Origin of the sequence: Actinomyces capricornis (genome assembly GCF_019974135.1) — a bacterium.
Lineage (GTDB): Bacteria > Actinomycetota > Actinomycetes > Actinomycetales > Actinomycetaceae > Actinomyces > Actinomyces capricornis.
The window spans coordinates 752,794-772,268 of record NZ_AP025017.1 but is presented as its reverse complement, the minus strand read 5'-3'; the positions used below and the strand labels follow the sequence as shown (position 1 = coordinate 772,268).

Annotated in this window: 17 protein-coding genes; 9 read left to right on the top strand and 8 right to left on the bottom strand. The window is 73.9% G+C overall.

Annotated features, from left to right (window positions below):
• Window positions 1-85: 85 nt before the first annotated feature.
• The 4 genes from MANAM107_RS03120 to dapD all read right to left on the bottom strand — a co-directional run bounded on the left by MANAM107_RS03120 (window position 86) and on the right by dapD (window position 4,827).
• Window positions 86-841 carry a succinate dehydrogenase/fumarate reductase iron-sulfur subunit gene (locus tag MANAM107_RS03120; protein ID WP_223910995.1) on the bottom strand — a complete coding sequence of 252 codons (756 nt, stop codon included), beginning with the start codon at window positions 839-841 and terminating at the stop codon, window positions 86-88.
• Window positions 838-2,715, bottom strand: coding sequence for a fumarate reductase/succinate dehydrogenase flavoprotein subunit (locus MANAM107_RS03115; RefSeq protein ID WP_263421947.1), 1,878 nt, complete (start codon window positions 2,713-2,715; stop codon window positions 838-840). The genes MANAM107_RS03120 and MANAM107_RS03115 overlap by 4 nt, the downstream gene beginning before the upstream one ends.
• Before the next feature lie 197 nt (window positions 2,716-2,912).
• Window positions 2,913-3,692, bottom strand: a complete 780-nt coding sequence (locus MANAM107_RS03110) for a succinate dehydrogenase cytochrome b subunit (RefSeq protein WP_223910989.1) — start codon at window positions 3,690-3,692, stop codon at window positions 2,913-2,915.
• A gap of 151 nt (window positions 3,693-3,843) precedes the next feature.
• Window positions 3,844-4,827: a 2,3,4,5-tetrahydropyridine-2,6-dicarboxylate N-succinyltransferase gene (dapD, locus tag MANAM107_RS03105; protein ID WP_223910986.1), complete on the bottom strand. Its 984-nt coding sequence runs from the start codon at window positions 4,825-4,827 to the stop codon at window positions 3,844-3,846.
• Between the two features lie 102 nt (window positions 4,828-4,929).
• Between dapD and MANAM107_RS03100 the strand changes: the two genes are divergently transcribed.
• Window positions 4,930-5,664, top strand: a complete 735-nt coding sequence (locus MANAM107_RS03100; RefSeq protein ID WP_223910983.1) for a histidine phosphatase family protein — start codon at window positions 4,930-4,932, stop codon at window positions 5,662-5,664.
• Window positions 5,661-6,494, top strand: a complete 834-nt coding sequence (locus tag MANAM107_RS03095) for a hypothetical protein (protein ID WP_223910980.1) — start codon at window positions 5,661-5,663, stop codon at window positions 6,492-6,494. Before MANAM107_RS03100 ends, MANAM107_RS03095 begins: the two co-directional genes overlap by 4 nt.
• 145 nt (window positions 6,495-6,639) lie before the next feature.
• Here the strand turns inward: MANAM107_RS03095 and MANAM107_RS03090 are convergent, their stop codons facing one another.
• Complete coding sequence (locus MANAM107_RS03090; protein ID WP_223910977.1) at window positions 6,640-7,173, bottom strand: PLD nuclease N-terminal domain-containing protein; 534 nt, start codon at window positions 7,171-7,173, stop codon at window positions 6,640-6,642.
• A 153-nt stretch (window positions 7,174-7,326) separates the two neighbouring features.
• On the opposite strand from MANAM107_RS03090, the gene MANAM107_RS03085 reads away from it, so the two are divergent.
• Both MANAM107_RS03085 and MANAM107_RS03080 read left to right on the top strand, forming a co-directional pair.
• The gene (locus tag MANAM107_RS03085; RefSeq protein WP_223910974.1) at window positions 7,327-8,901 is read left to right on the top strand and encodes an AMP-binding enzyme; all 1,575 of its coding nucleotides are present in this window, start codon (window positions 7,327-7,329) and stop codon (window positions 8,899-8,901) included.
• Between the two features lie 43 nt (window positions 8,902-8,944).
• Window positions 8,945-9,919 (top strand): 1,4-dihydroxy-2-naphthoate polyprenyltransferase, encoded by a 975-nt coding sequence (locus MANAM107_RS03080; RefSeq protein ID WP_223910970.1) that lies wholly within the window; start codon window positions 8,945-8,947, stop codon window positions 9,917-9,919.
• 252 nt (window positions 9,920-10,171) lie between these two features.
• Here MANAM107_RS03080 and MANAM107_RS03075 read toward each other — a convergent pair whose 3' ends face one another.
• Both MANAM107_RS03075 and MANAM107_RS03070 read right to left on the bottom strand, forming a co-directional pair.
• Complete coding sequence (locus tag MANAM107_RS03075) at window positions 10,172-10,747, bottom strand: YagU family protein (protein WP_223910967.1); 576 nt, start codon at window positions 10,745-10,747, stop codon at window positions 10,172-10,174.
• 234 nt (window positions 10,748-10,981) lie between these two features.
• Entirely contained in the window at window positions 10,982-11,302 is a 321-nt protein-coding gene (locus MANAM107_RS03070; protein WP_223910965.1) for a hypothetical protein, read from the bottom strand.
• A 190-nt stretch (window positions 11,303-11,492) separates the two neighbouring features.
• On the opposite strand from MANAM107_RS03070, the gene MANAM107_RS03065 reads away from it, so the two are divergent.
• The 3 genes from MANAM107_RS03065 to MANAM107_RS03055 all read left to right on the top strand — a co-directional run bounded on the left by MANAM107_RS03065 (window position 11,493) and on the right by MANAM107_RS03055 (window position 14,692).
• Window positions 11,493-13,166, top strand: a complete 1,674-nt coding sequence (locus MANAM107_RS03065; RefSeq protein WP_223910961.1) for a cytochrome c biogenesis protein CcdA — start codon at window positions 11,493-11,495, stop codon at window positions 13,164-13,166.
• Window positions 13,167-13,235: 69 nt separating this feature from the next.
• Window positions 13,236-13,790 carry a sigma-70 family RNA polymerase sigma factor gene (locus MANAM107_RS03060; RefSeq protein WP_179901074.1) on the top strand — a complete coding sequence of 185 codons (555 nt, stop codon included), beginning with the start codon at window positions 13,236-13,238 and terminating at the stop codon, window positions 13,788-13,790.
• Entirely contained in the window at window positions 13,787-14,692 is a 906-nt protein-coding gene (locus tag MANAM107_RS03055; protein WP_223910957.1) for an anti-sigma factor, read from the top strand. Before MANAM107_RS03060 ends, MANAM107_RS03055 begins: the two co-directional genes overlap by 4 nt.
• 216 nt (window positions 14,693-14,908) lie before the next feature.
• On the opposite strand, the gene MANAM107_RS03050 is transcribed toward MANAM107_RS03055, so the two are convergent.
• On the bottom strand, window positions 14,909-16,036 hold the full coding sequence (locus tag MANAM107_RS03050) for a 1,4-dihydroxy-2-naphthoyl-CoA synthase (RefSeq protein ID WP_223910953.1): 1,128 nt from the start codon (window positions 16,034-16,036) through the stop codon (window positions 14,909-14,911).
• A 191-nt stretch (window positions 16,037-16,227) separates the two neighbouring features.
• Between MANAM107_RS03050 and MANAM107_RS03045 the strand changes: the two genes are divergently transcribed.
• Together MANAM107_RS03045 and menD are read left to right on the top strand one after the other, a co-directional pair.
• A complete protein-coding gene (locus MANAM107_RS03045; RefSeq protein WP_223910950.1) occupies window positions 16,228-17,325 on the top strand; it encodes an o-succinylbenzoate synthase in 1,098 nt (365 codons plus the stop codon).
• 86 nt (window positions 17,326-17,411) lie between these two features.
• Window positions 17,412-19,340, top strand: coding sequence for a 2-succinyl-5-enolpyruvyl-6-hydroxy-3-cyclohexene-1-carboxylic-acid synthase (menD, locus tag MANAM107_RS03040; RefSeq protein WP_223910947.1), 1,929 nt, complete (start codon window positions 17,412-17,414; stop codon window positions 19,338-19,340).
• The last annotated feature ends 135 nt before the right edge of the window (window positions 19,341-19,475 follow it).

Genomic DNA, 19,475 nt, shown 5'->3' with positions numbered 1-19,475 from the left:
CCCTTCTTTTCGACAATTTGCATGAGATCGTACTTCTCCAGGCCCGGAAAAGGCCGATCTCATGCAAATTGTCGAAAGATAGGGGTTAGTCGTCGTGGGTGGGGCCGCGCCAGGCGGCACGCAGCACCTCCCGATTCGCCGCCGCGATCGCCTCCAGTGGGATGCCCGCCGGGCAGGTGGGCACGCACTCCCCATAGACCGAGCACGGCCCGAAATGCTCATCCAGCGCCCGGGCCATCCCCCGCGCCCGGCGCGAGCGCTCATGAGCGCCCTGCGGCATGAGCGCCAGGTGGGCCAGCTTCGCCCCCGCGAACAGCATCGCCGCACCATTGGGGCATGCCGCCACACAGGCCCCGCAGCCGATGCACACCGCGAAATCCAGCGCCGCCTCGGCATCGGCACGGGGCTGGGCCACCGCATCGGCATCCGGCGCGGTCCCGGCCGCGACATCCACCGTGCCGCCGGCGCGCACCAGCTCATCCAGAGCGGTGCGATCCACCACCAGATCCCGGATCACCGGGAAGGCCCCCGCCCGCAGCGGCTCGATGCGCACCGTGGTCACCCCCGGGAAGGCCCGCAGGTGCTGGCGGCAGGCAGGCGTGTTGTCCACCGGCCCATGCGGGCGGCCGTTGACCAGGAAGCCGCAGGCCCCGCACACGCCCTCACGGCAGTCCGATTCGAAGACCACCGGCTCCCCACCGGCCTCGATGATCTGGTCATTGAGCCGGTCCAGCAGCTCGAGCAGGCTCATCTCCGCGGTGGCGTCCTCCACCACGTGCGTCTCGAAGCGGCCCTCGGCCCTCGGGCCGTCCTGCCGCCAGATCTCCAGGGTGATCCTCATCGGTAGTCCCTCTCCTGCAACTCGACGACGCGGAAGTCCAGGGGCTCACTGCGGCGCACATGGGCGCCGTCGGGCTCGGTGATCCAGGCCGACACGGTGCGCCAGGCCTCGTCGTCGCGCCGGGCCTCCCCGCCCTCGGTGGCGAACTCCTCCCGGAAGTGGGCGCCCGCGGACTCGCGGCGATCCAGGGCGTCGAGCACCATGAGCTCGGCCAGCTCCAGGAAGTCCGCCACCCGCCCGGCCCTCTCCAGCTCCTGGTTGAGGCGGTGCTCCCCGCCGACGACGCGCACATCCCGCCAGAACTCCTCGCGCAGCGCCCGCACCTGCGCCAGTGCCTCGATCAGCCCCTCCTCGGTGCGGCTCACCCCGCAGCCGGCGTAGAGGATCTCGCCCAGACGGCGGTGGAACCACACCGGCCGGCGGCTGCCGCCCACCGCCAGGAGCCGCGCCACCCGCTGCGAGGCCCGCTCGACGGCGTCGAGCGCCTCGGGGGCGCCCGTATCCAGCACCGGGGCGCCCACCAGGCCCGCCAGGTAGTCGGGCACCGCCAGGGGCAGGGTGAACCAGCCATCCACGCAGGCGCTCAGCAGCGAGTTGGCCCCCAGGCGGTTGGCCCCGTGGTAATTGTTCGAGGCCTCCCCGCCCACGAAGAGCCCGGGGATGGTGGTCATCTGGTCGAAGTCCACCCACAGGCCGCCCATCGTGAAGTGGGCCCCCGGCGCGATGCGCATCGGCATCTCGTAGGGGTCCTCGCCGGTGGCATCGAGGTACATGGCGAACAGGTTGCCGTAGCGCGCGGCGATGGTCTCGCGCCCCAGGCGCTCCAGGGCGTCGCGGAAGTCCAGGTAGACCGAGTTGCGCAGCGGCCCCACGCCGTGGCCGGACTCGATACGCTCGCGGGCGTTGCGCGAGGCCACATCGCGCGGCGTGAGGTTGCCGAAGGCCGGGTAGCGCCGCTCCAGGTAGTAGTCGCGCTCCTCCTCGGGGATGTCGCCCGGGGCCCGCTCGTCCCCGGGCTGGGCCGGCACCCAGATGCGCCCGTCGTTGCGCAGGGACTCGCTCATGAGCGTGGTCTTGGACTGCCAGTGGGAGCTGACCGGCAGGGCCGTGGGGTGGAACTGGATGTAGCTGGGGGAGGCGAAGGCGGCCCCGGCGCGGTGGGCCCTCCAGGTGGCGGTGGCGTTGGAGGCCATGGCCAGGGTGGAGAAGTGGAAGACCGAGCCGTAGCCGCCCGTGCACAGGACGACGGCGTGCGCGCCCCAGGCCCGGATCTGCCCGGAGAGCAGGTCGCGGGTAACGATGCCCTGGGCGCGGCCGTCGGCCACGATGAGGTCGAGCATCTCGGTGCGCGTGTGCAGGGTGACGGTGCCGGCGGCCACCTGCTCCTGGAGGGCCTGGGCGCAGGCCACCTCCAGCTGCTGGCCGGTCTCCCCGCGCGTGTAGTAGGTGCGCGAGACCTGCACGCCGCCGAAGGAGCGGGTGGCGAGCTGGCCGCCGTACTCCCGGGCGAAGGGCGCCCCGATGGCGTACATGTGGTCGATGACGCGCCCCGACTCCTGGGCCAGGCGCACCACGTCGGCCTCCCGCGCCCGGAAGTCCCCGCCCTTGATGGTGTCCTTGACGAATCGGCGCAGGGTGTCGCCGTCGACCTTGCGGGCGCGGGCGGCGTTGATGCCGCCCTGGGCGGCCACCGAGTGGGCGCGGCGGGCGGCGTCGTGCAGGCTGAAGCACTCCACCCGGTAGCCCAGGCGCCCCAGGGCGGCGGCGGCCCCCGAGCCGGCCAGGCCCGTGCCCACCACGATGACCGTGAGCCGACGGCGGTTGGCGGGGCTGACGAGCCGGTAGGAGTCGCGGCGGGACTGCCAGGCCCCCATCGGGTCCCCCTCGGGCAGGTGGGGGTCGAGGTCCTCCCCGACGCGGTAGTCGGGGGTGGCGGGGCCCGGCGGGCGGGGCGCGGGGCGGGCCCCCGGCTCACCGGGGGTGCTCGCGGCGCCGTCGGGCCCGGGAGGGGGTTCATCGGATTCGGCGGTGCCGTGGGAGCGGACGGCGTCGAGGACCCAGCGCAGGCGGCTCATGAGATCACTCCGGTCAGGACGAGGAGGGGGAGGGAGCCGTTGCCCACGGCGATGGCCAGGGCCACCAGGAGGGCCAGCGCCAGCCAGATGCGGCGCAGGCGGGGCGCGGTGCCGCCCAGGTCGTGCAGGACGCTCCACAGGCCCTGGGCCAGGTGGAGGCCGATGACCACCATGACGGCGGTGTAGAGCAGTGCCATCCAGGGGCGCGACAGGCTCGCCACGAGGTTGGCGTAGGCGTGGACCTCCAGGTGGGGGCCGTGCCCCGATGGGGGCCGGTAGGCGGGGGGTGCCACGAGGCGGCCGATGGTCAGGTCCAGCAGGTGCACGACGACGAAGACCCCGACGACGGCGCCCGAGAGCAGCATGGTGCGGGCGGCGAAGGAGCGTGGCAGCAGGCCCCGGCGCCGGTGCGGCCCGCGGGCGAGACGGGCGCGGCGCCACAGGGCGGCCCCGGCTGCGGTGTGGGCCAGGATGCAGGCCAGGAGCACGAGGCGCAGGGCCCACAGCAGCCCCTCGTGGGGCAGGAGCGGGTAGGCGAAGGTGCGCAGCATGGCGGCGTAGCCGTCGTAGGCGCGCGGGCCCTGGAAGACCTTGAGGTTGCCGATCATGTGGACCAGGACGAAGAGCCCCATGATCGAGCCGGTCACCGCCATCGTGGTCTTCAGCACGGCGTGCGGCAGGCGCCGGGTGGCGGGGGAGGGGCGGGTGGCGGGGGAGCGCGCGGGCGGGGAGTCCCCCAGGGGAGGTGCTGCTGGTTGCTGACCGGTGCTGCTCATGGCCCACGCTCCATGTGATCCCGCGGACAACAAGTGTATCGCGGATCACAGCAGCGCGCACCCGCCCCCCTTCCTTTCGACAATTTGCATGAGATCGGCCTTTTCCAGCGCCGGAAAAGGCCGATCTCATGCAAATTGTCGAAAGGTTGGGCTACTGGTTGGCGTGGAGGGCGGTGTTCAGTTCGATGCCCTTGCCTCCGCGCGCCAGGGCCTCGACGGCGCCGGACTGGGAGTTGCGGCGGAACAGGACGTTGGAGACCCCCGCCAGCTCGCGGGCCGAGACCACGCGCGGCTCCTTGAACAGGCCGTGCGCACCGGGGACGACGCCGCCCTGGGGCATGACCGAGACCTTCGTGCCCGCCGTGAGGTAGAGGCCGGCCTCCACCACGCAGTCGTCGCCCAGGGGGATGCCCAGGCCGGAGTTGGCGCCCAGCAGGCAGCGCTCGCCCAGGACCACGCGCTGGCGCCCGCCGCCCGAGAGCATGCCCATGGTCGAGGCGCCCCCGCCCACATCCGAGCCGTCCCCGATGACCACGCCCTGGGAGATGCGGCCCTCGACCATGGAGCGGCCCAGCGTGCCCGCGTTGTAGTTGACGAAGCCGGCGTGCATGACCGTGGTGCCCTCGGACAGGTAGGCGCCCAGGCGCACATTCGCCGCGTTGCCGATGCGCACCCCCGAGGGCAGCACGTAGTCGGTCATGCGGGGGAACTTGTCCACCGAGTTGACCTGGACCGGGCGGCCCAGGGCGGCGCGCAGGCGGGTGCGGGTGGCCTCGAAGTCCTCCGCGGGGCAGGGGCCGGCCGAGGTCCACACCACGTTGGGCAGGCGGGAGAAGATCCCATCGAGGTTGACGGTGTTGGGCTGGGCCAGGCGGTGGGACAGGACGTGGAGGCGCAGGTAGGCGCCGGCCACCGTCAGAGGCGCGTCGTCGAGGTCGGCCCAGGTGCGCACGACGGCGGTGCGCACCCCGCGGGCCTCGTCGCGGCGCTCCATGGCGCTGAGGGTCTCCAGGAGGTCGGCGTGACCGTCCTCGGGCTCATCGCCCAGAACCGGACGCGGGTACCACACATCGAGGGTGTTGCCGTCTTCGGTCACGGTCGCCAGACCGAGGCCCCATGCACTGCGAGTCGTCATGGCCGCCACGATACGGCAGGCGCGCCCATGGCGTCGCCTCGCCCGCGATCCGGGCGCCGTGCGCTCGTGCCACCCGTCGTCGGGGCGTGCGAGAATCACCGCATGGCGCGTACGACGATCCACCTGATGCGGCACGGCGAGGTCCACAACCCCGAGTGCGTCCTGTACGGCCGCCTGCCCGGCTACCACCTGTCCAACCTCGGCTCCCGCATGGCCCAGCAGGTCGCCGATGTCCTGGCCGCCTCGGGCCACGACCTCACCCACGTCATCACCTCGCCCCTGGAGCGGGCCCGCGAGACCGGCGCCCCCGCCGCCGCCGCCTTCGGCCTGACCCCCACCGTCGACGAGCGGCTCATCGAGGCCGGAAGCCACTTCGAGGGAGTCGCCGTCAACGACGACCGCCGCCTGCTGGCCAGCCCCCGGTACTGGCGCTACTACATCAACCCGATGCGCCCCTCCTGGGGCGAGCCTTATCGGGACATCGTGGCGCGCATGCGCGCCGCCGTCGTCTCGGCCCTGACCGCCGCCCACGGCCACGAGGCCCTCCTGGTCTCCCACCAGCTGCCCGTGTGGTCCCTGCGGCTGTTCCTGGAGGGCCGGCCCCTGGCACACGACCCCCGCCGCCGGCAGTGCTCCCTGGCATCCCTGACCTCCCTGACCTTCGAGGGGCGCACCCTGGTGGGCATGGCCTACTGGGAGCCCGCCGGCGATCTGCTGCGCGAGGCCCGCGACATGGTCCCCGGCACCTCCCCGGCCAGCACTGCCGCCGGCACCGGCGTCTATACCCCCGGGCACGACGACGCCGCGCAGGCCCCCGCGCAGGGAGCCCCGGCGTGACGCAGCAGCCGCCCTCCCGACCGACGGGCGGCGCAGGTGGGGGCCGTGACGGCGGGGGTCGCACCAACGGGCGCCCGGACGGCGTCGGGCCCACCGGGGGAGAGGTGGTGCGGGCCGGTGCGCGCGACCTGGCCGCCACGGCGCGCAGGCCCACCCCGCGGCGGCCCTGGACCGGGCAGGACTTCGTGTGGTGGAACACCGCTGCCGTCCTGACCGCCACCCGCCGCGGCTACCGGCCCAGCCCGGTCTCCCCGCATATCGACCCCGTGCGCCGTGTGTTCGCCGCCGATGAGACCATGCTCGCCACCTGCGACGCAGAGCTGCTCATGTGGCGGCGGGGCGACGCCACCTACAACCCCTCCCGGGGCTTCTTCCTCGCCGGGGGGGCCGTGGGCCTGGCGCTGACGGCCGCCTTCTTCGGCGGTCAGGCCTACCTCAACAACCGGCGTAAGAAGGCCGCCGAGGCCGACGCCGTCGAGAAGTGGCGCCACCTGGCCCGCGCCCGCCTGACCGTCTCCACCCACGGCATCTACCTGGGCACGGGGGAGGGGATCATGCCGGTTCCCTTCGAGCAGGTCCAGGAGGTCCAGCTCACCGCGCCCGGCGAGATCGTCATGGCCGCCACCAACGCCTCGGGCTCAGCGCGCTGGAAGCTGCGCGGCCAGTGGGCCGAGCTGGTCCTGGTGCTGTGGGCGGTGCGCTACCTGCCCAACCATCCCCAGCTGGTCTCCGGCAGCTGGCTGCCCGCCGACTGGCTCACCCACGCCGCCGCCCACGGCTACGAGGTCGACACCGGCCCCTGGCCCCGCGGGGGAGCCCACCTGCCCTGACGTCGCGCCCTGCCCGTTGCACATCTTCGGGGCCCGGGCGGGCGGTTGCTGGTGGCTGGTTGTTGGGATGGCGCCGATCTGCTGACCGGGGCAGTGCTGAAGATGTGCAGGCAGGACGGGCGGGGGCCCAGTGGGGCCTTCCAGGTCAGGGCGCCGGTGGGGCAGCGGTGGGATCCTCCGGCTCCTCGTCGGCAGGGCCTGTGCCGTCGGCAGGGCCTGTGCCGTCAGCCGGCCCCTCGGTGCCCGCTGCGGGCGTGTCCTGGCTCCTCGCGCCGCCGGTGCCGGGGGCCCCGCCCGCCTGCCCGGGCTGTGCGCTCCCCGGTGCTTGATCGCCCTGCTCCGGGTGGTGCCGACGGCGACGGATGCCCTGCTCCAGGTCCCGCAGGAACTCCGGGTCGTCGTCGGGCGCCACCGGGCGCGGTCGTTCCGGGCGGCGCAAGGTGGTGCCCTCCTTGGAGGACCACACGGTCGGCTCCACGTACCCGCCCCGCTCCTCGGCGGCCTTGACCCGAGAGACGATGATCCAGGCGATCGCCCCGACCGTGGGGAAGAGGATGATGAGCGCGATCCACAGGAACTTGGGCATCCGGGCGGGCATGCTCTCCTCAGGAGTGCGGGCGCAGTCCAGCAGCGAGTACAGGACGAGGGCGAACGCCAGGACGATGAGCACGATGCGCATGGGCACACCATAGAGGAACCCGGCGCCGGCCCGTCCACGCCGGCGCCTCCACCACCAGTGGCCCGAGCCCCTTGCGCCCGCCCCTGCCCGCATCCCTCTTCATGGGCCCCCGGTGGTACTCATCGGTCCCCGGTGGTGACATGCTGGCCCGCGATGAGCGCCCCGACCACCACGCCCCGCCCCCTCCTGCTGCTGCGCGGCGGAACCCGGCCCGACGACGTCGCCCGGCTGGGCCGGGCCCTCGCCGAGCGCCTGGAGGACCGCGGTCTTCAGCGGCCCGGCCCCGATGAGAGGCCTGACCGTCGAGCCGCCCAGCCGCTGCCCCTCATCGTGCCGATCGGCCCGAGGGAGGACCCGGCCCGGGTCCGCGCCGATCTCGCCCGACGGCTCGACCCCCATGGCCCCGGCACCGACCCGGGCACCGACCTGCTCCTGCGCACCTCGGGCTCGACCACCGGCACCGGGCGACTGGTGGCCATGAGCGCGGCCGCCATGCTCGCCTCGGCCCGCGCCACCCACGAGCGCCTCGACGGCCCCGGGCACTGGGTGCTCGCGCTGCCGGCGCACCATGTGGCGGGACTCCAGGTCATCCTGCGCAGCCTCATCGCGGGGGGCCCGCTCCGGGGTCCTGAGCCGGACCGGGGCTCCGGGACTCGCGGTGGCGCCGGGACCCACCACGGCCCCGGGATACCCCAGGATGACGGGGCCGGCCCGGGGCTCCACCTGCCCACCGTCGTCGAGACCACGGATGGCTTCGACCCCGTGGCCCTGGCCGGGGGCGTGACCCGCGCCCTGGCCGCCGCGGGCCCGAGCCCGGTCTACACCTCCCTGGTGCCTGCCCAGCTCCTGGCCGCCCTGGCCCCCGGTCAGGAGCGCGCCGCCGCGGCCCTGGCGCGGCTGGGGGCGGTCCTGGTGGGTGGAGCGGCGGCCGACGCCGGGATGCTCCGCCGTGCCCGCGATATGGGCATCCGGGTGGTGACCACCTACGGCATGAGCGAGACCGCGGGCGGCTGCGTCTACGACGGCCTGCCGCTGGAGGGCGTTCAGGTGCGCCTGCGGCAGGGCCGCATCCTGCTGTCCGGCCCCACCCTGTTCGCCGGCTACGCCGAGAAGGGGGGCGACGCCGAGGGAGCCGGCACTCTCCTGGTCGAGGACAGCGCCGAGGGGGAGGGTGTCGCCGGGGCCGAGGCCCGGGACGGCGCCCGGACCGCGGGGCCGGCGCGCGCGGTCATGCCCGAGGAGCCCCCTGTGCCCGCGCCGGCTCCGGAACCGCCGGCCGGGGATCCGGGAGCCGACCCGCGACGGGCCCGCCGGTGGCTGGCCACGACCGACCGCGGCCGCCTGGAGCCCGGCCCCGACGGCCGCCCCCGCCTCATCGTCGAGGGCCGCCTGGACGACATCATCATCACCGGGGGCATCAAGGTCGACCCGGCCCGGGTCGAGGCCGAGATGACGGCCCTGCCCGGCGTCGCCGAGTGCTGCGTGCTGGGCCTGCCCGATCCGCGCTGGGGGGCCGCGGTTACCGCCGTCGTCGTCCCCGAGCCGCAGGCCGCCGCCCGGCCCGGCCTGCCCGAGGCCCTCAGGCGCGGCGCGCGTCAGCGGCTCGACGGCGCCCACGCCCCCAAGCGGGTCGTCGTGGTCGAGGCGCTGCCGCGGCTGGGCCCGGGCAAGGTCGATCGGCGCGCCCTGGCCGCGCGGCTGGGGGCGGGCGGCGCCGGGGCGGGGTAGGCTCCCCAGGCTCCCCGCAGACCCATGACGATGAGAGGACACCATGACCACAGGCCGCCCCGCAGCCCGGCCCGACGGCGCTAGGCCCGACGCGCAGCCCTCCGCCACCAGCTGGAGCGAGGTGGTCCGCCTGCGCACCCTGCCCGCCGCCGTCGCCCCCGTCATCCTGGGGGCCGGAGCGGCCTGGGCCCTGGGCGCCTTCTCCGCGCCCCGCACCCTGCTGGCCGCCGGCGTGGCCCTGGCCCTGCAGATCGGCTCCAACCTGGCCAACGACTACTCCGACGGGGTGCGGGGCACGGACGACGAGCGCACCGGCCCGCCCCGTCTGACCGCCTCAGGTCAGGTCGACCCCCGCAGCGTCAAGCTCGCCGCCTTCGGCTGCTTCGGTGCGGCGGGCCTGCTGGGCCTGGCCCTGGTGGGGCTCTCGGGGCAGTGGTGGCTGGTGGCCGTGGGCCTGGCGGCCGTGGCCGCGGCCTGGTTCTACACCGGCGGCCCCCGCCCCTACGGGTATGCGGGCCTGGGGGAGGTCTTCGTCTTCATCTTCTTCGGGCTGGTGGCCACGGCCGGCACCGCCTATGTCCAGGTCGGCTCAGTGCCGCCGTGGCTGTGGCCGGCGGCCTGCGGGATCGGCCTCATCGCCTGCTGCCTGCTCATGGTCAACAACCTGCGCGACATCCGCACCGACCCCGCGCACGGCAAGCGCACCCTGGCGGTGCGCCTGGGGCAGGCCCGGGCGCGGGGCGCCTTCGTGCTCATGGTCGTCGTGGCCCTGGCGGCGGGGGCGGCCTGCCTGGTCTGGGCGGCCGGAGCGCTCCACCCGGATCGGAGCGCGGCGGTGGTCCTCGCGGTGACGGCCGGTTTCCTGGCGCTGACCGGGGCCGTGGCCTGGAGGGCGGTGCGTCCCGTCCTGCGCGGGGCGCAGGGTCTCGCCCTCATCCCCGTGCTTCGCGACGCCGGTCTCCTGGAGCTGGTCTACAGCCTGCTCCTGGTGGCGGGCCTGGCCGCCGTCCTGCGCTGAGGCCCGTGGGCCCCGGGGCTCCCCCGTGGCCCGCTTCAGGCCGTAGTCCCCGGCCCGGGGTGCAGTTCACGGGGGTTGTCCCCGGATTGCAGGCGCTGTCAGCACTATGCAGGTCTGGGACCCCGCCAATGCGCCGACAGCACCTGCAATGTGCCGACAACCCCCGCGATCTGCAGCCGGCCTCTCACAGGGGCGGGGGCAGTCACCATGGTGACTGCCCCCGCCCTCATGCCCTGACGGCTGCCGGGGCGCTCAGCGGGTGGCGTCCTTGAGGGGCACCTCGGCATCGGGCTCATGGGTGATGCGGTTGCGCAGATCGCGGCGCACGATCTCAATGGCCCACAGCCAGATGACGTGGCCGAGGATCTCGGAGAAGTGCTCGGCCCAGGTCTGGCCGCCGGCCACCCAGGGGAAGGGGGAGGGCACCCAGCCCAGCAGGGGCATGACCACCACGTGGGCGCCGATCCATACCAGGATGCCGAAGGCCGCCCCCTGCCACAGCTTGATCCTGGGGTAGTACTCGGCCACCACGCAGTAGATGAGGGCGAAGACGATGGCGAAGGCGAAGTGGACGATGAAGGAGTAGATCGGCAGGCCGTCATTGCCGTTGAAGGACACCGCCGTGTGCGACTGCTCGGGGGTCATCCCGAACCACTCCAGCATCGTCTGGGGCGGGTTGGTGGCGTTGCGCTCGGGGGTGCGGGGAGGGAAGGGCACCTCCCAGCCGAACTTGACGATGGCGGAGAACAGGCCGCCGATGATGCCGACGACGATGGCCACGCCGACCCGTCGGCGGGCCGGATCGGTCTTCTCAAGGAAACTGGACAAGGGAAACCTCCATGGGCTGGCGGCCAGGGGCCGCCGGGATAGGCGGGCCCCGAGTCCCCGGGGCCGTCAACCGCCTGGTAGGGGGCGAGTCGACTCAACAGACTGTGTCATGGATCTTCCCCCGTGGTCCAGCAGGGAGGCGGTGCAGCACCGGCCCGGCAGTCGGGCTCAGTGAGCCGCGGCGCCGGGCCGGTACGGGTGAGCCGGCCCCGCGGGGAGAGCCGGGGCGATCGGCTACTTGCCGTCGCTCATCGTGGCGTCGTCCATGGCCTTGTCCTTGTCGGACATGGCGCCGTCGGTGGCGCCGTCGCTCATCGCCCCGTCCTTGTCCGACATCTTGTCGTCGCTCATCTTGTCGTCGGACATCTTGTCGTCGCTCATGGCGGACTCGGTCATGTAGGGGGTGGCCTCGACCTTGTCATCGTTCCCGGAGTCCGAGGCGCCCCCGCAGGCGGCCAGGCCCAGGCAGGCGCCGGCCGCGAGAAGCGCGGTGGCCAGGGTCCTGGTGGTGGAGGTGGTCAGTCGCATGGCGATCTCCTTGCTCGTGGTGTTCATGGTTCTCAGATATGAGCGCGGGCCTCGTGCCCGTCCGAGGAGTGATTCGGAGCCGGCGGGCCCCCGGATCGCCCCACCAGCCCGACCCCGCAGTGATCATCGTCACATCACTGATCCCGGCTCCGATGGTGATCCGGCGGGCCCCCGGCTCCGAACCTCTCGCGACACGCTCAACGAGAGGACACACCTCATGACCAGCCTTGCGCTCATCGGCCTCCTGGGAGGCCTCATCACGGGAATCTCGCCCTGCGTGCTTCCCGTCCTGCCCGTCATCCTGCTCTCCGGAGCCCAAGGGGCGGCAGGACAGGGGCAGGCCGCCCCGCCCTCACGGCTGCGCCCCTACCTGGTGGTGGGCGGGCTCGTCATCAGCTTCACCGTCTTCACCCTCCTGGGCTCCACCCTCCTGACCCTGCTGCACCTGCCCCAGGACTTCATCCGCTGGACCGGCATCGTGCTGCTGGCCGCCATCGGCGTGGGCATGATCGTGCCCCGCGTCATGGAGATCCTGGAGAAGCCCTTCCTGCGCTTCCAGCGCTTCGGCTCGGCCAACCCCTCCAACGGCTTCCTCCTCGGCCTGGTGCTCGGCGCCGCCTACGTGCCCTGCGCCGGCCCCGTCCTGGCGGCCGTGGCCGTGGCCGGCTCCACCGGCATGATCGGCACCGACACCCTGGTCCTGGCCATCTCCTTCGCCCTGGGCACCGCCATCCCCCTGCTGGGCTTCGCCCTGGCCGGACGCGGCATCACCGAGCGCATCAAGGCCTTCCGCACCCGCCAGCGCGCCATCCGCGTCACCGCCGGCGTGGTCATGATCGGCCTGGCCCTGGCCCTGGTCACCAACGCCCCGGCCGCCCTCCAGCGCCTCCTGCCCGACTACACCGCCTCCCTCCAGGCCGGCACCGACGAGCTCCTCCAGCAGGGGCGGGGCGAGGGCCTGGGCGGCTGCGTGCCCGGAGCCGACGCCCTGGCCGACTGCGGCGCCCTGCCGCAGGTCGAGGGTGCCCTGGCCTGGCTCAACACCCCCCAGGAGGCCCCCCTGAGCGCCGAGGACCGGCAGGGCAAGGTCGTCCTCATCGACTTCTTCGCCTACTCCTGCATCAACTGCCAGCGCAATATCCCCAGCATCGAGCGGCTCCACGAGACCTACGCCGACCAGGGCCTGCAGGTCATCGGCGTCCACTCCCCGGAGTACGCCTTCGAGAAGGACGTGGACAACGTGCGCGGCGGGGTCAAGGACCTGGGCATCACCTACCCGGTGGCCGTGGACTCCGACCTCACCACCTGGACCAACTTCGACAACCACTACTGGCCCGCCCACTACCTGGCCGACTCCACCGGCAAGCTGCGCCAGCTGGGCTACGGCGAGGGCGGCCTGGCCACCACCGAGCGCCTCATCCGCGAGCTGCTCACCGAGGCCAACCCCTCGGCACAACTCCCCTCGCCCATCTTCTCCGACGACGACCCCTCGGTCACCGGATCGCGCACCCCCGAGCTCTACCTGGGCGCGGGGCGGGACTCCGGCTTCGCCGGCGGCGACCTGACCACGGGCGAGCAGGCCCTGGCCTTCCCCGAGACCCTCCCCGAGGACTCCTTCGCCCTGGAGGGGACCTGGAGGATCGAGGCCCAGCACATCGAGCCCGTCGACGGCCCCGGGCGCGTGCGGCTGTCCTACCACGGCAAGCAGGTCAACCTCGTGGTCTCCGGGGAGGGGGACCTGACCTGGACCGTGGGCGGCCAGGAGCGCACCATGCACATCTCAGGGGTGCCCAACGGGCTGGAACTGGTGAGCACCGAGGACACCCAGGAGGGCGTGGTCGAGATCACCGCATCCCCGGGCCTGAGCCTGTACTCCTTCACCTTCGGGTGATGAGTCCGGCACCCCGCGGTGGCGGACCTGCATCCCGGGCCCGCCACCGGCGGCGTCTAGGATCACGGCGTGACCAAGGAGAACCCAGATGAGGACGGGCAGTGCGTCCAGCAGGTGGCGGCGGGTGACGCCGAGGCCTTCGCCCGGCTCTACGACCGGTGGTCGGGCCGCCTCTTCGCCCTCATCCTCCAGATCGTGGTGGATCGTGCGCAGAGCGAGGAGGTGCTCCAGGAGCTCTTCCTGGAGGTGTGGCGCACCGCCGCCTCCTACTCGCCCCAGCGGGGCAGTGCCCGCGCCTGGCTGGTCACCATGGCCCGGCGCCGGGCGATCGACCGGGTGCGCGCCGCCCAGGCCGCGCGGGACCGCGAGAGCCGCTGGAGGGCCTACATGCCCGACACCGACCTGACCCTGCAGAGCGTCGAGGAGCGCATCGAGGCCGCCGAGGTCAGGCGGGCACTGGCCGCCGTCGGCGAGCCCCACCGCTCCACCATCGAACTGGCCTACTTCACGGGCCTGACCCACCAGGAGATCGCCGAGCGCACCGGGGTCCCCCTGGGAACCGTCAAGTCCCGCATCCGGGGCGGCATGGCACGACTGAGGAAGGAACTGGGGGTGGAGCAATGACGAACCGTGATGACAGCACCGGGGCGCCGGGCCAGCAGGGCCCGGCCCCCCGCACGGCGCCGCTTGAGACCGGGGCGCTCGCGGGCGCTGCCGGCGGGATGGGCGCTGCTGGCGCCACGGGGGCCTCGGGCGCTGAGGACATCGAGAGCCGCGAGGGCACGCAGCCCGAGGAGTACTTCAACGATGAGGCGGCAGCCCTCCTCGGCGCCGGCCTGACGCCCGTGCCGCCCCCGCAGGACCTGCGCGCCCGGCTGCTGGCCGCCGTCGCCCAGGAGCCCGCCCGCCCGAGGTCCCAGCCGGCGGCCGGGAGCCCCGGCGAGCCGGCGGGTGAGACGGCGGAGGCCCCGCAGCGGGCCGGCGCCGAGGCGGAGGCCGCCCCTGCGCCCCCCGACTCCCAGGAGGGCGCGCAGGTGGTCGCCCTGAGCTCGCGGCGCCGTCGACGCACCTGGATCATGCAGGCGGCCGCCGTCCTGGTGCTCATCAGCGCCGGCTTCGGCGCGGGGCGCTGGAGCGCCATGGAGTCCATGGAGCCCACCGAGCACTACGCCGATCTCAACCAGGCCCAGGACGTCCAGCGGGTGACCGACACCATGCCCGACGGGCATGTGGCCACTCTGACCTGGTCGCAGGACATGAGCATGACCGCCCTGAGCCTGCCCTCGCAGATGATGGATTCGGCCGGTGAGCGCAGCCTCCAGGTCTGGCTGCGCGACGGGCAGCAGCTGACCTCCCTGGGCATCTACGACCCCGACTCCGAGACCGGATTCTCCTTCCTCGACATCATGCCCCAGGCGGGCCAGGAGGTCGTCATCACCATGGAGCCGGCCGGCGGCTCGGCCCAGCCCACCAGTGAGCCCCTCGTGGTGCTGCGCGTGGGCGCCCCGGGAGCGCAGAGCACCTGAGCTCTCCAAGCGGTGTCCGAATCGCTGACACACGCCCGCGCTGCTCCCAGCTAGCCGAGCAGGATCTGCGGAATCATGCGGCTCGCGATTCCCCTGATCGGCGCGCGGAGCGCCTTTGTCAGCGATCTGGACGCCCACCGGCCCTCACCGGGCCAGGGCCGGCAGGTCAGAGCCGGTCGGGGCCGGCCAGAGCCGGCCAGGGCCGGCTGGAGGGGTTCAGAAGTAGTAGGGGAAGGGCGACCAGTCGGGGTCGCGGCGCTCCAGGAAGGCGTCGCGGCCCTCGAGCGCCTCATCGGTCATGTAGGCCAGGCGCGTGGCCTCCCCGGCGAAGACCTGCTGGCCCGCCAGGCCATCGTCGGCCAGATTGAAGGCGAGCTTGAGCATGCGGATCGCCTGGGGAGACTTGCCCGCCACGGTTGCCGCCCACTCCAGGGCCCGCTCCTCCAACTCGGCGTGGGGCACCGCCTCATTGACCACGCCCCAGCGCTCGGCGGTGGCGGCATCGTAGGTGCGGGCCAGGAAGAAGATCTCCCGGGCCCGCTTGTCGCCCACCTGCCGCGCCAGCAGCGCCGAGCCGTAGCCCGCATCGAAGGAGCCCACATCGGCATCGGTCTGCTTGAAGCGGGCGTGCTCGATCGAGGCCAGGGACAGGTCCGCGACGACGTTGAGGCTGTGCCCGCCGCCCGCCGCCCAGCCCGGCACCGCGGCGATGACCACCTTGGGCATGGTGCGGATGAGGCGCTGGACCTCCAGGATGTGCAGGCGCCCGGCCCGGGCCGTGTCCACCCGGGCACGGGCCGCGGCCACATCGGCCTCATGGGAGTAGGGCCCGGCGGTGGCCGCATCCTCGGCCTGCCCGCCGCTGCGGGCCGGCTCGGACTCGTAGCGGTAGCCGTCGCGGCCGCGGATGCGCTGATCCCCGCCGGAGGAGAAGGCCCAGCCGCCGTCGCGCGGGGAGGGTCCGTTACCGGTGAGGATGACGGCGCCGACGTCGCCGCTCATGCGCGCATGGTCCAGGACCCGGTAGAGCTCATCGACGGTGCGGGGGCGGAAGGCGTTGCGCACCTCGGGGCGGTTGAGGGCGACCCGCACCACCGGCAGGTCCCGCAGCCAGGCGCCGGAGGCATCGCGCAGGCAGCCCCGGTGGTAGGTGACGTCGGTCAGGGCCGGCTCGGCGCCGCCCCCGGTGCTCGGGCCGGTGGCGACGGCGCTCGCGGCGGGTGCCGCGCCGACAGCGGCATGGGGGAAGCCGGGGACCTCCCGCCAGCGGGACGGGTCGAAGATCTCGGAGACCCGGGCGGGCACGGGGTGGAGGGACACGGCGTCGGTGCTGGCCTCAGACATGGGCACAGCCTAGGCGCACTGCTCGGGCGGGTGGCTCACCCGGCCCGCGGGCCACGGGTGTCCGCCGGCCCCGCCCGCTCCGGCAGCGCGCGAGCCCGACCGCCTGCATCTGCCTGGCCCGCCCGCCAGCGCCCGCCCCGCGCGCGTCTCAAACGTCCTCCCCGCCCGTGACCTTTCCGTATCCTGACGCGGTGACTCCTGAACCCGCATCCCGACGTGGCGAGCTCGACCTCGCGGCGCTGCGCGCCCAGGACCCTACTGGTCTGCTGGAGGGCATCGACCGCGCCGTTGTCTGGGACATCCCGCTGACCACCCGATTCCGCGGCCTGACCCGCCGCGACGGCGTGCTGCTGCACGGTCCCGGGGGCTGGGGCGAGGTCGCCCCCTTCTGGAACTACGGCTCCGAGGCCGGTGCGCCGTGGCTCGCCGCGGGACTGGCCCAGGCCCGGGGCGCGGTGGCCCCGCCCCGCTACCGCGATGCCATCCCCGTCAACGTCACCGTCCCCGAGATCTCCGGCTCCCAGGCGGGCAAGCTCGTGGCCACCTCGGGGGCGGGCACCGCCAAGGTCAAGGTCTCGGGCAGCGACTCGGCCATGGACCTGGCTCGGGACATTGAGCGCCTGGAGGCCGTGCGTGACGCCCTGGGGCGCTCGGGCAGGATCCGCATCGATGCCAACGGCGGCTGGGAGCTGGAGGCCGCCACGCGGATCCTGCCCCGGCTGGACCGCGCCGCCGGGGGCCTGGAGTACGCCGAGCAGCCCTGCGCCACCGTGGAGGATCTGGCGGAGCTGCGCCGCAAGGTGGACGTGCCCATCGCGGCCGATGAGTCCATCCGCCTGTCGCCCGACCCCATGGAGGTGGTGCGCTCCAAGGCCGCCGATGTGGCGGTGGTCAAGGTGGCGCCCCTGGGCGGGGTGCACCGCGCCCTGGACCTCATCGAGCGCCTGGGGCTGCCGGCCGTGGTCTCCTCGGCCCTGGACACCTCGGTGGGGATCTCGGCGGGGGTGGCGCTGGCCTCGGCCCTGCCGGTGCTGGGGCATGCCTGCGGGCTGGGCACCGTCCGCCTCATGCGCAGTGATGTCGCCGTGCCCAGCGCCGTGCCCCGGGACGGCGAGCTGCCCGTGCGCGAGGTCCACGTCTCCGCCCGTCTGCTGGAGGCGACGGTGGCCGACGACGACCTGACCTCCCGCTGGCAGGTGCGCATGACCCACCTGCTGGGCGCCCTGCGCGCGCGGCGCGAGCGGGAGGCCCGCGACCCCTCGACGGCGGTTGCCGGGCTGCCGCTCTGAGCGCGGCGGCGCGGGCCGGGCGGGGGCGGGGAAGGCCCGTTTCCGCCTTTGTCACGGAACACGGGCAGGTCTCGTATTCTTGGCCGATGACCCTCCATCCATGCGCGCCGGTCAGCGCCGAGCCGCCGAATCCTTCGATGGTGGCCGCGTGCAGTCTCGTGGAGGCGCTGGTGGAGCGGGGGGTGCGCGAGGTCGTGCTGTGCCCCGGCTCGCGCAGCGCCCCCCTGGCCTACGCCCTGGCCCAGGCGCAGGAGGAGGGGGCCGTGAGCCTGCGGGTGGTCCTCGATGAGCGCAGCGCCGCCTACATGGCCCTGGGCCTGGCGCGGGCCCACGCCCTGGCCGGCGAGCTGCGCCCCGCCGCGGTGGTGACCACCTCGGGCACGGCCGTGGCCAACCTTCATCCCGCCGTGTGCGAGGCCGACGCCGCGGGCATCCCCCTGCTGCTGCTCACCGCCGACCGGCCCCATGAGCTGGTGGGCACCGGGGCGAACCAGACCACCGAGCAGACGCGCGTCTTCGGGGCGGCTAGCCGGCTGGTGGTCGATCTTCCCGCCGACCTGTCGCGCGACCTGGGGCAGGGGGCCGCCCGCGCGGCCATCGCCGGGCAGGTGCGCCGCTGCGTGGCCGCCGCCACCGGGGAGATCAGCCGCGACCCGGGGCCGGTGCAGATCAACATCCGCTTCCGCCCGCCGCTGGCGCCCTCGGGGGTGTCCGCGGCCGACGTCGGTGCCGGTGACGTCGGTGGTGCTCACGGTGCTGGCGGTGCCGGCGACGCTGATGGCGTCGTCAGCACCGGTGGTGCCGGCGGCGCTGATGCCGCCGCCGATGCGGGAGGGCCCGGCCAGGCAGGGCCAGCCACCGGGGGCCACTCGGACCCGCGGGCCTGGCCGGCCCCGCCGGAGTGCCGGCCCTTAGAGCATCGGGGCCTGCGGGAGTGCCGGGGCGTGGTGGTCGCGGGGGATACGCCCTTCCCGGGCGTGGGGGAGGCGGCCCGTGGCCTGGCCGAGCAGCTGGGCTGGCCGCTCCTGGCCGAGCCGACCTCCCATGCCCGCGCCGGCGACCATGCCCTGACCCACTACGCCGAGCTGCTGGCCTCGCCTGCCGGGCGGGAGCTGGCCGACCAGGTGACCGATATCGTCGTGGCCGGCCACCCGACTCTTTCGCGCGGGGTCGGCGCCCTGCTGTCGGGGACCGGGGCCCGCCTGCACGTGCTGGCCGAGCGGGCCCGGTGGAGCGATACGGCGGGCAGGGCCGCAACGGTCCTGCCCGTGGATGTGCGGGCAGGGGCGCAGCAGGTCGACGGCATCATCGCCGCGCTCGGGCTGAGCCCGGCCCGGCAGTGGGTGCGGGCCTGGAAGGAGGCGACCCACCGCCTGAGCCGCCAGGAGCGGGAGGCCGCTCAGGGCGGACCGGCCGGTCGGGACGCCCGGGCCTGCCGGGCCGATGCCGCTGCGGGCGCGGCCTGGGACGCTGCTCTGGGCCACGACGGGCCGCTGCTGTTCCTGGGCTCCTCCATGACCCTGCGCCGCCTGGACCGGCTCGCCGCCCCCGCCCACTCGGCGGCTACCGCCCTCGGCTCGCACCGCCCCCCGACAGCACTGGCCAACCGGGGCCTGGCCGGTATCGACGGCACCCTGGCCACCGCCACGGGAGTGGCGCTCGGCGCGCGGCGGCCCGTGCGCGCCGTCGTGGGCGACCTGTCCTTCCTGCACGACGCCATGTCCCTGGGCCGGGGCGCCATGGAGGAGGAGCCCGATCTTCAGGTCCTGGTCGTCGACGACGGCGGGGGTGCGATCTTCTCGACCCTGGAGTACGCCGCGCTGCCACCGGCCCAGCGCTTCACGCGCCTGTTCACCACGCCTCAGGCCGCTGATATCCCCGCCCTGGCCGCCGCGTTGGGGGCCCGGGTCCACCGGCCCACCGACCTGCCCGGCCTGCGCGAGGTGCTGGAGCAGCCCGTGCGCGGGCTGAGCGTCATCGTGTGGGAGGCCCGGGAGAATGATGCCTATGAATAGGTCCATGAAGCGCGGTTATGAATATGGGTAGGCCGCCCCGTTGCTGACGAGACACAACAGTTACAGAATCCACAGTGAAGACTCAGACGGGGGTCGGGAACGCTCCAGGGCGTGAGTGTTTTCTGACGCTCGATT

What these genes read in the sequence shown, in the direction of transcription:
- MANAM107_RS03120 (WP_223910995.1), bottom strand. Translation starts at nt 841, where the DNA reads ATGAGGATCACCCTGGAGATCTGGCGGCAGGACGGCCCGAGGGCCGAG.
- MANAM107_RS03115 (WP_263421947.1), bottom strand. Translation starts at nt 2,715, where the DNA reads ATGGGGGCCTGGCAGTCCCGCCGCGACTCCTACCGGCTCGTCAGCCCC.
- MANAM107_RS03110 (WP_223910989.1), bottom strand. Translation starts at nt 3,692, where the DNA reads ATGAGCAGCACCGGTCAGCAACCAGCAGCACCTCCCCTGGGGGACTCC.
- dapD (WP_223910986.1), bottom strand. Translation starts at nt 4,827, where the DNA reads ATGACGACTCGCAGTGCATGGGGCCTCGGTCTGGCGACCGTGACCGAA.
- MANAM107_RS03100 (WP_223910983.1), top strand. Translation starts at nt 4,930, where the DNA reads ATGGCGCGTACGACGATCCACCTGATGCGGCACGGCGAGGTCCACAAC.
- MANAM107_RS03090 (WP_223910977.1), bottom strand. Translation starts at nt 7,173, where the DNA reads ATGCGCATCGTGCTCATCGTCCTGGCGTTCGCCCTCGTCCTGTACTCG.
- MANAM107_RS03085 (WP_223910974.1), top strand. Translation starts at nt 7,327, where the DNA reads ATGAGCGCCCCGACCACCACGCCCCGCCCCCTCCTGCTGCTGCGCGGC.
- MANAM107_RS03080 (WP_223910970.1), top strand. Translation starts at nt 8,945, where the DNA reads ATGACCACAGGCCGCCCCGCAGCCCGGCCCGACGGCGCTAGGCCCGAC.
- MANAM107_RS03070 (WP_223910965.1), bottom strand. Translation starts at nt 11,302, where the DNA reads ATGAACACCACGAGCAAGGAGATCGCCATGCGACTGACCACCTCCACC.
- MANAM107_RS03065 (WP_223910961.1), top strand. Translation starts at nt 11,493, where the DNA reads ATGACCAGCCTTGCGCTCATCGGCCTCCTGGGAGGCCTCATCACGGGA.
- MANAM107_RS03055 (WP_223910957.1), top strand. Translation starts at nt 13,787, where the DNA reads ATGACGAACCGTGATGACAGCACCGGGGCGCCGGGCCAGCAGGGCCCG.
- MANAM107_RS03050 (WP_223910953.1), bottom strand. Translation starts at nt 16,036, where the DNA reads ATGTCTGAGGCCAGCACCGACGCCGTGTCCCTCCACCCCGTGCCCGCC.
- menD (WP_223910947.1), top strand. Translation starts at nt 17,412, where the DNA reads ATGACCCTCCATCCATGCGCGCCGGTCAGCGCCGAGCCGCCGAATCCT.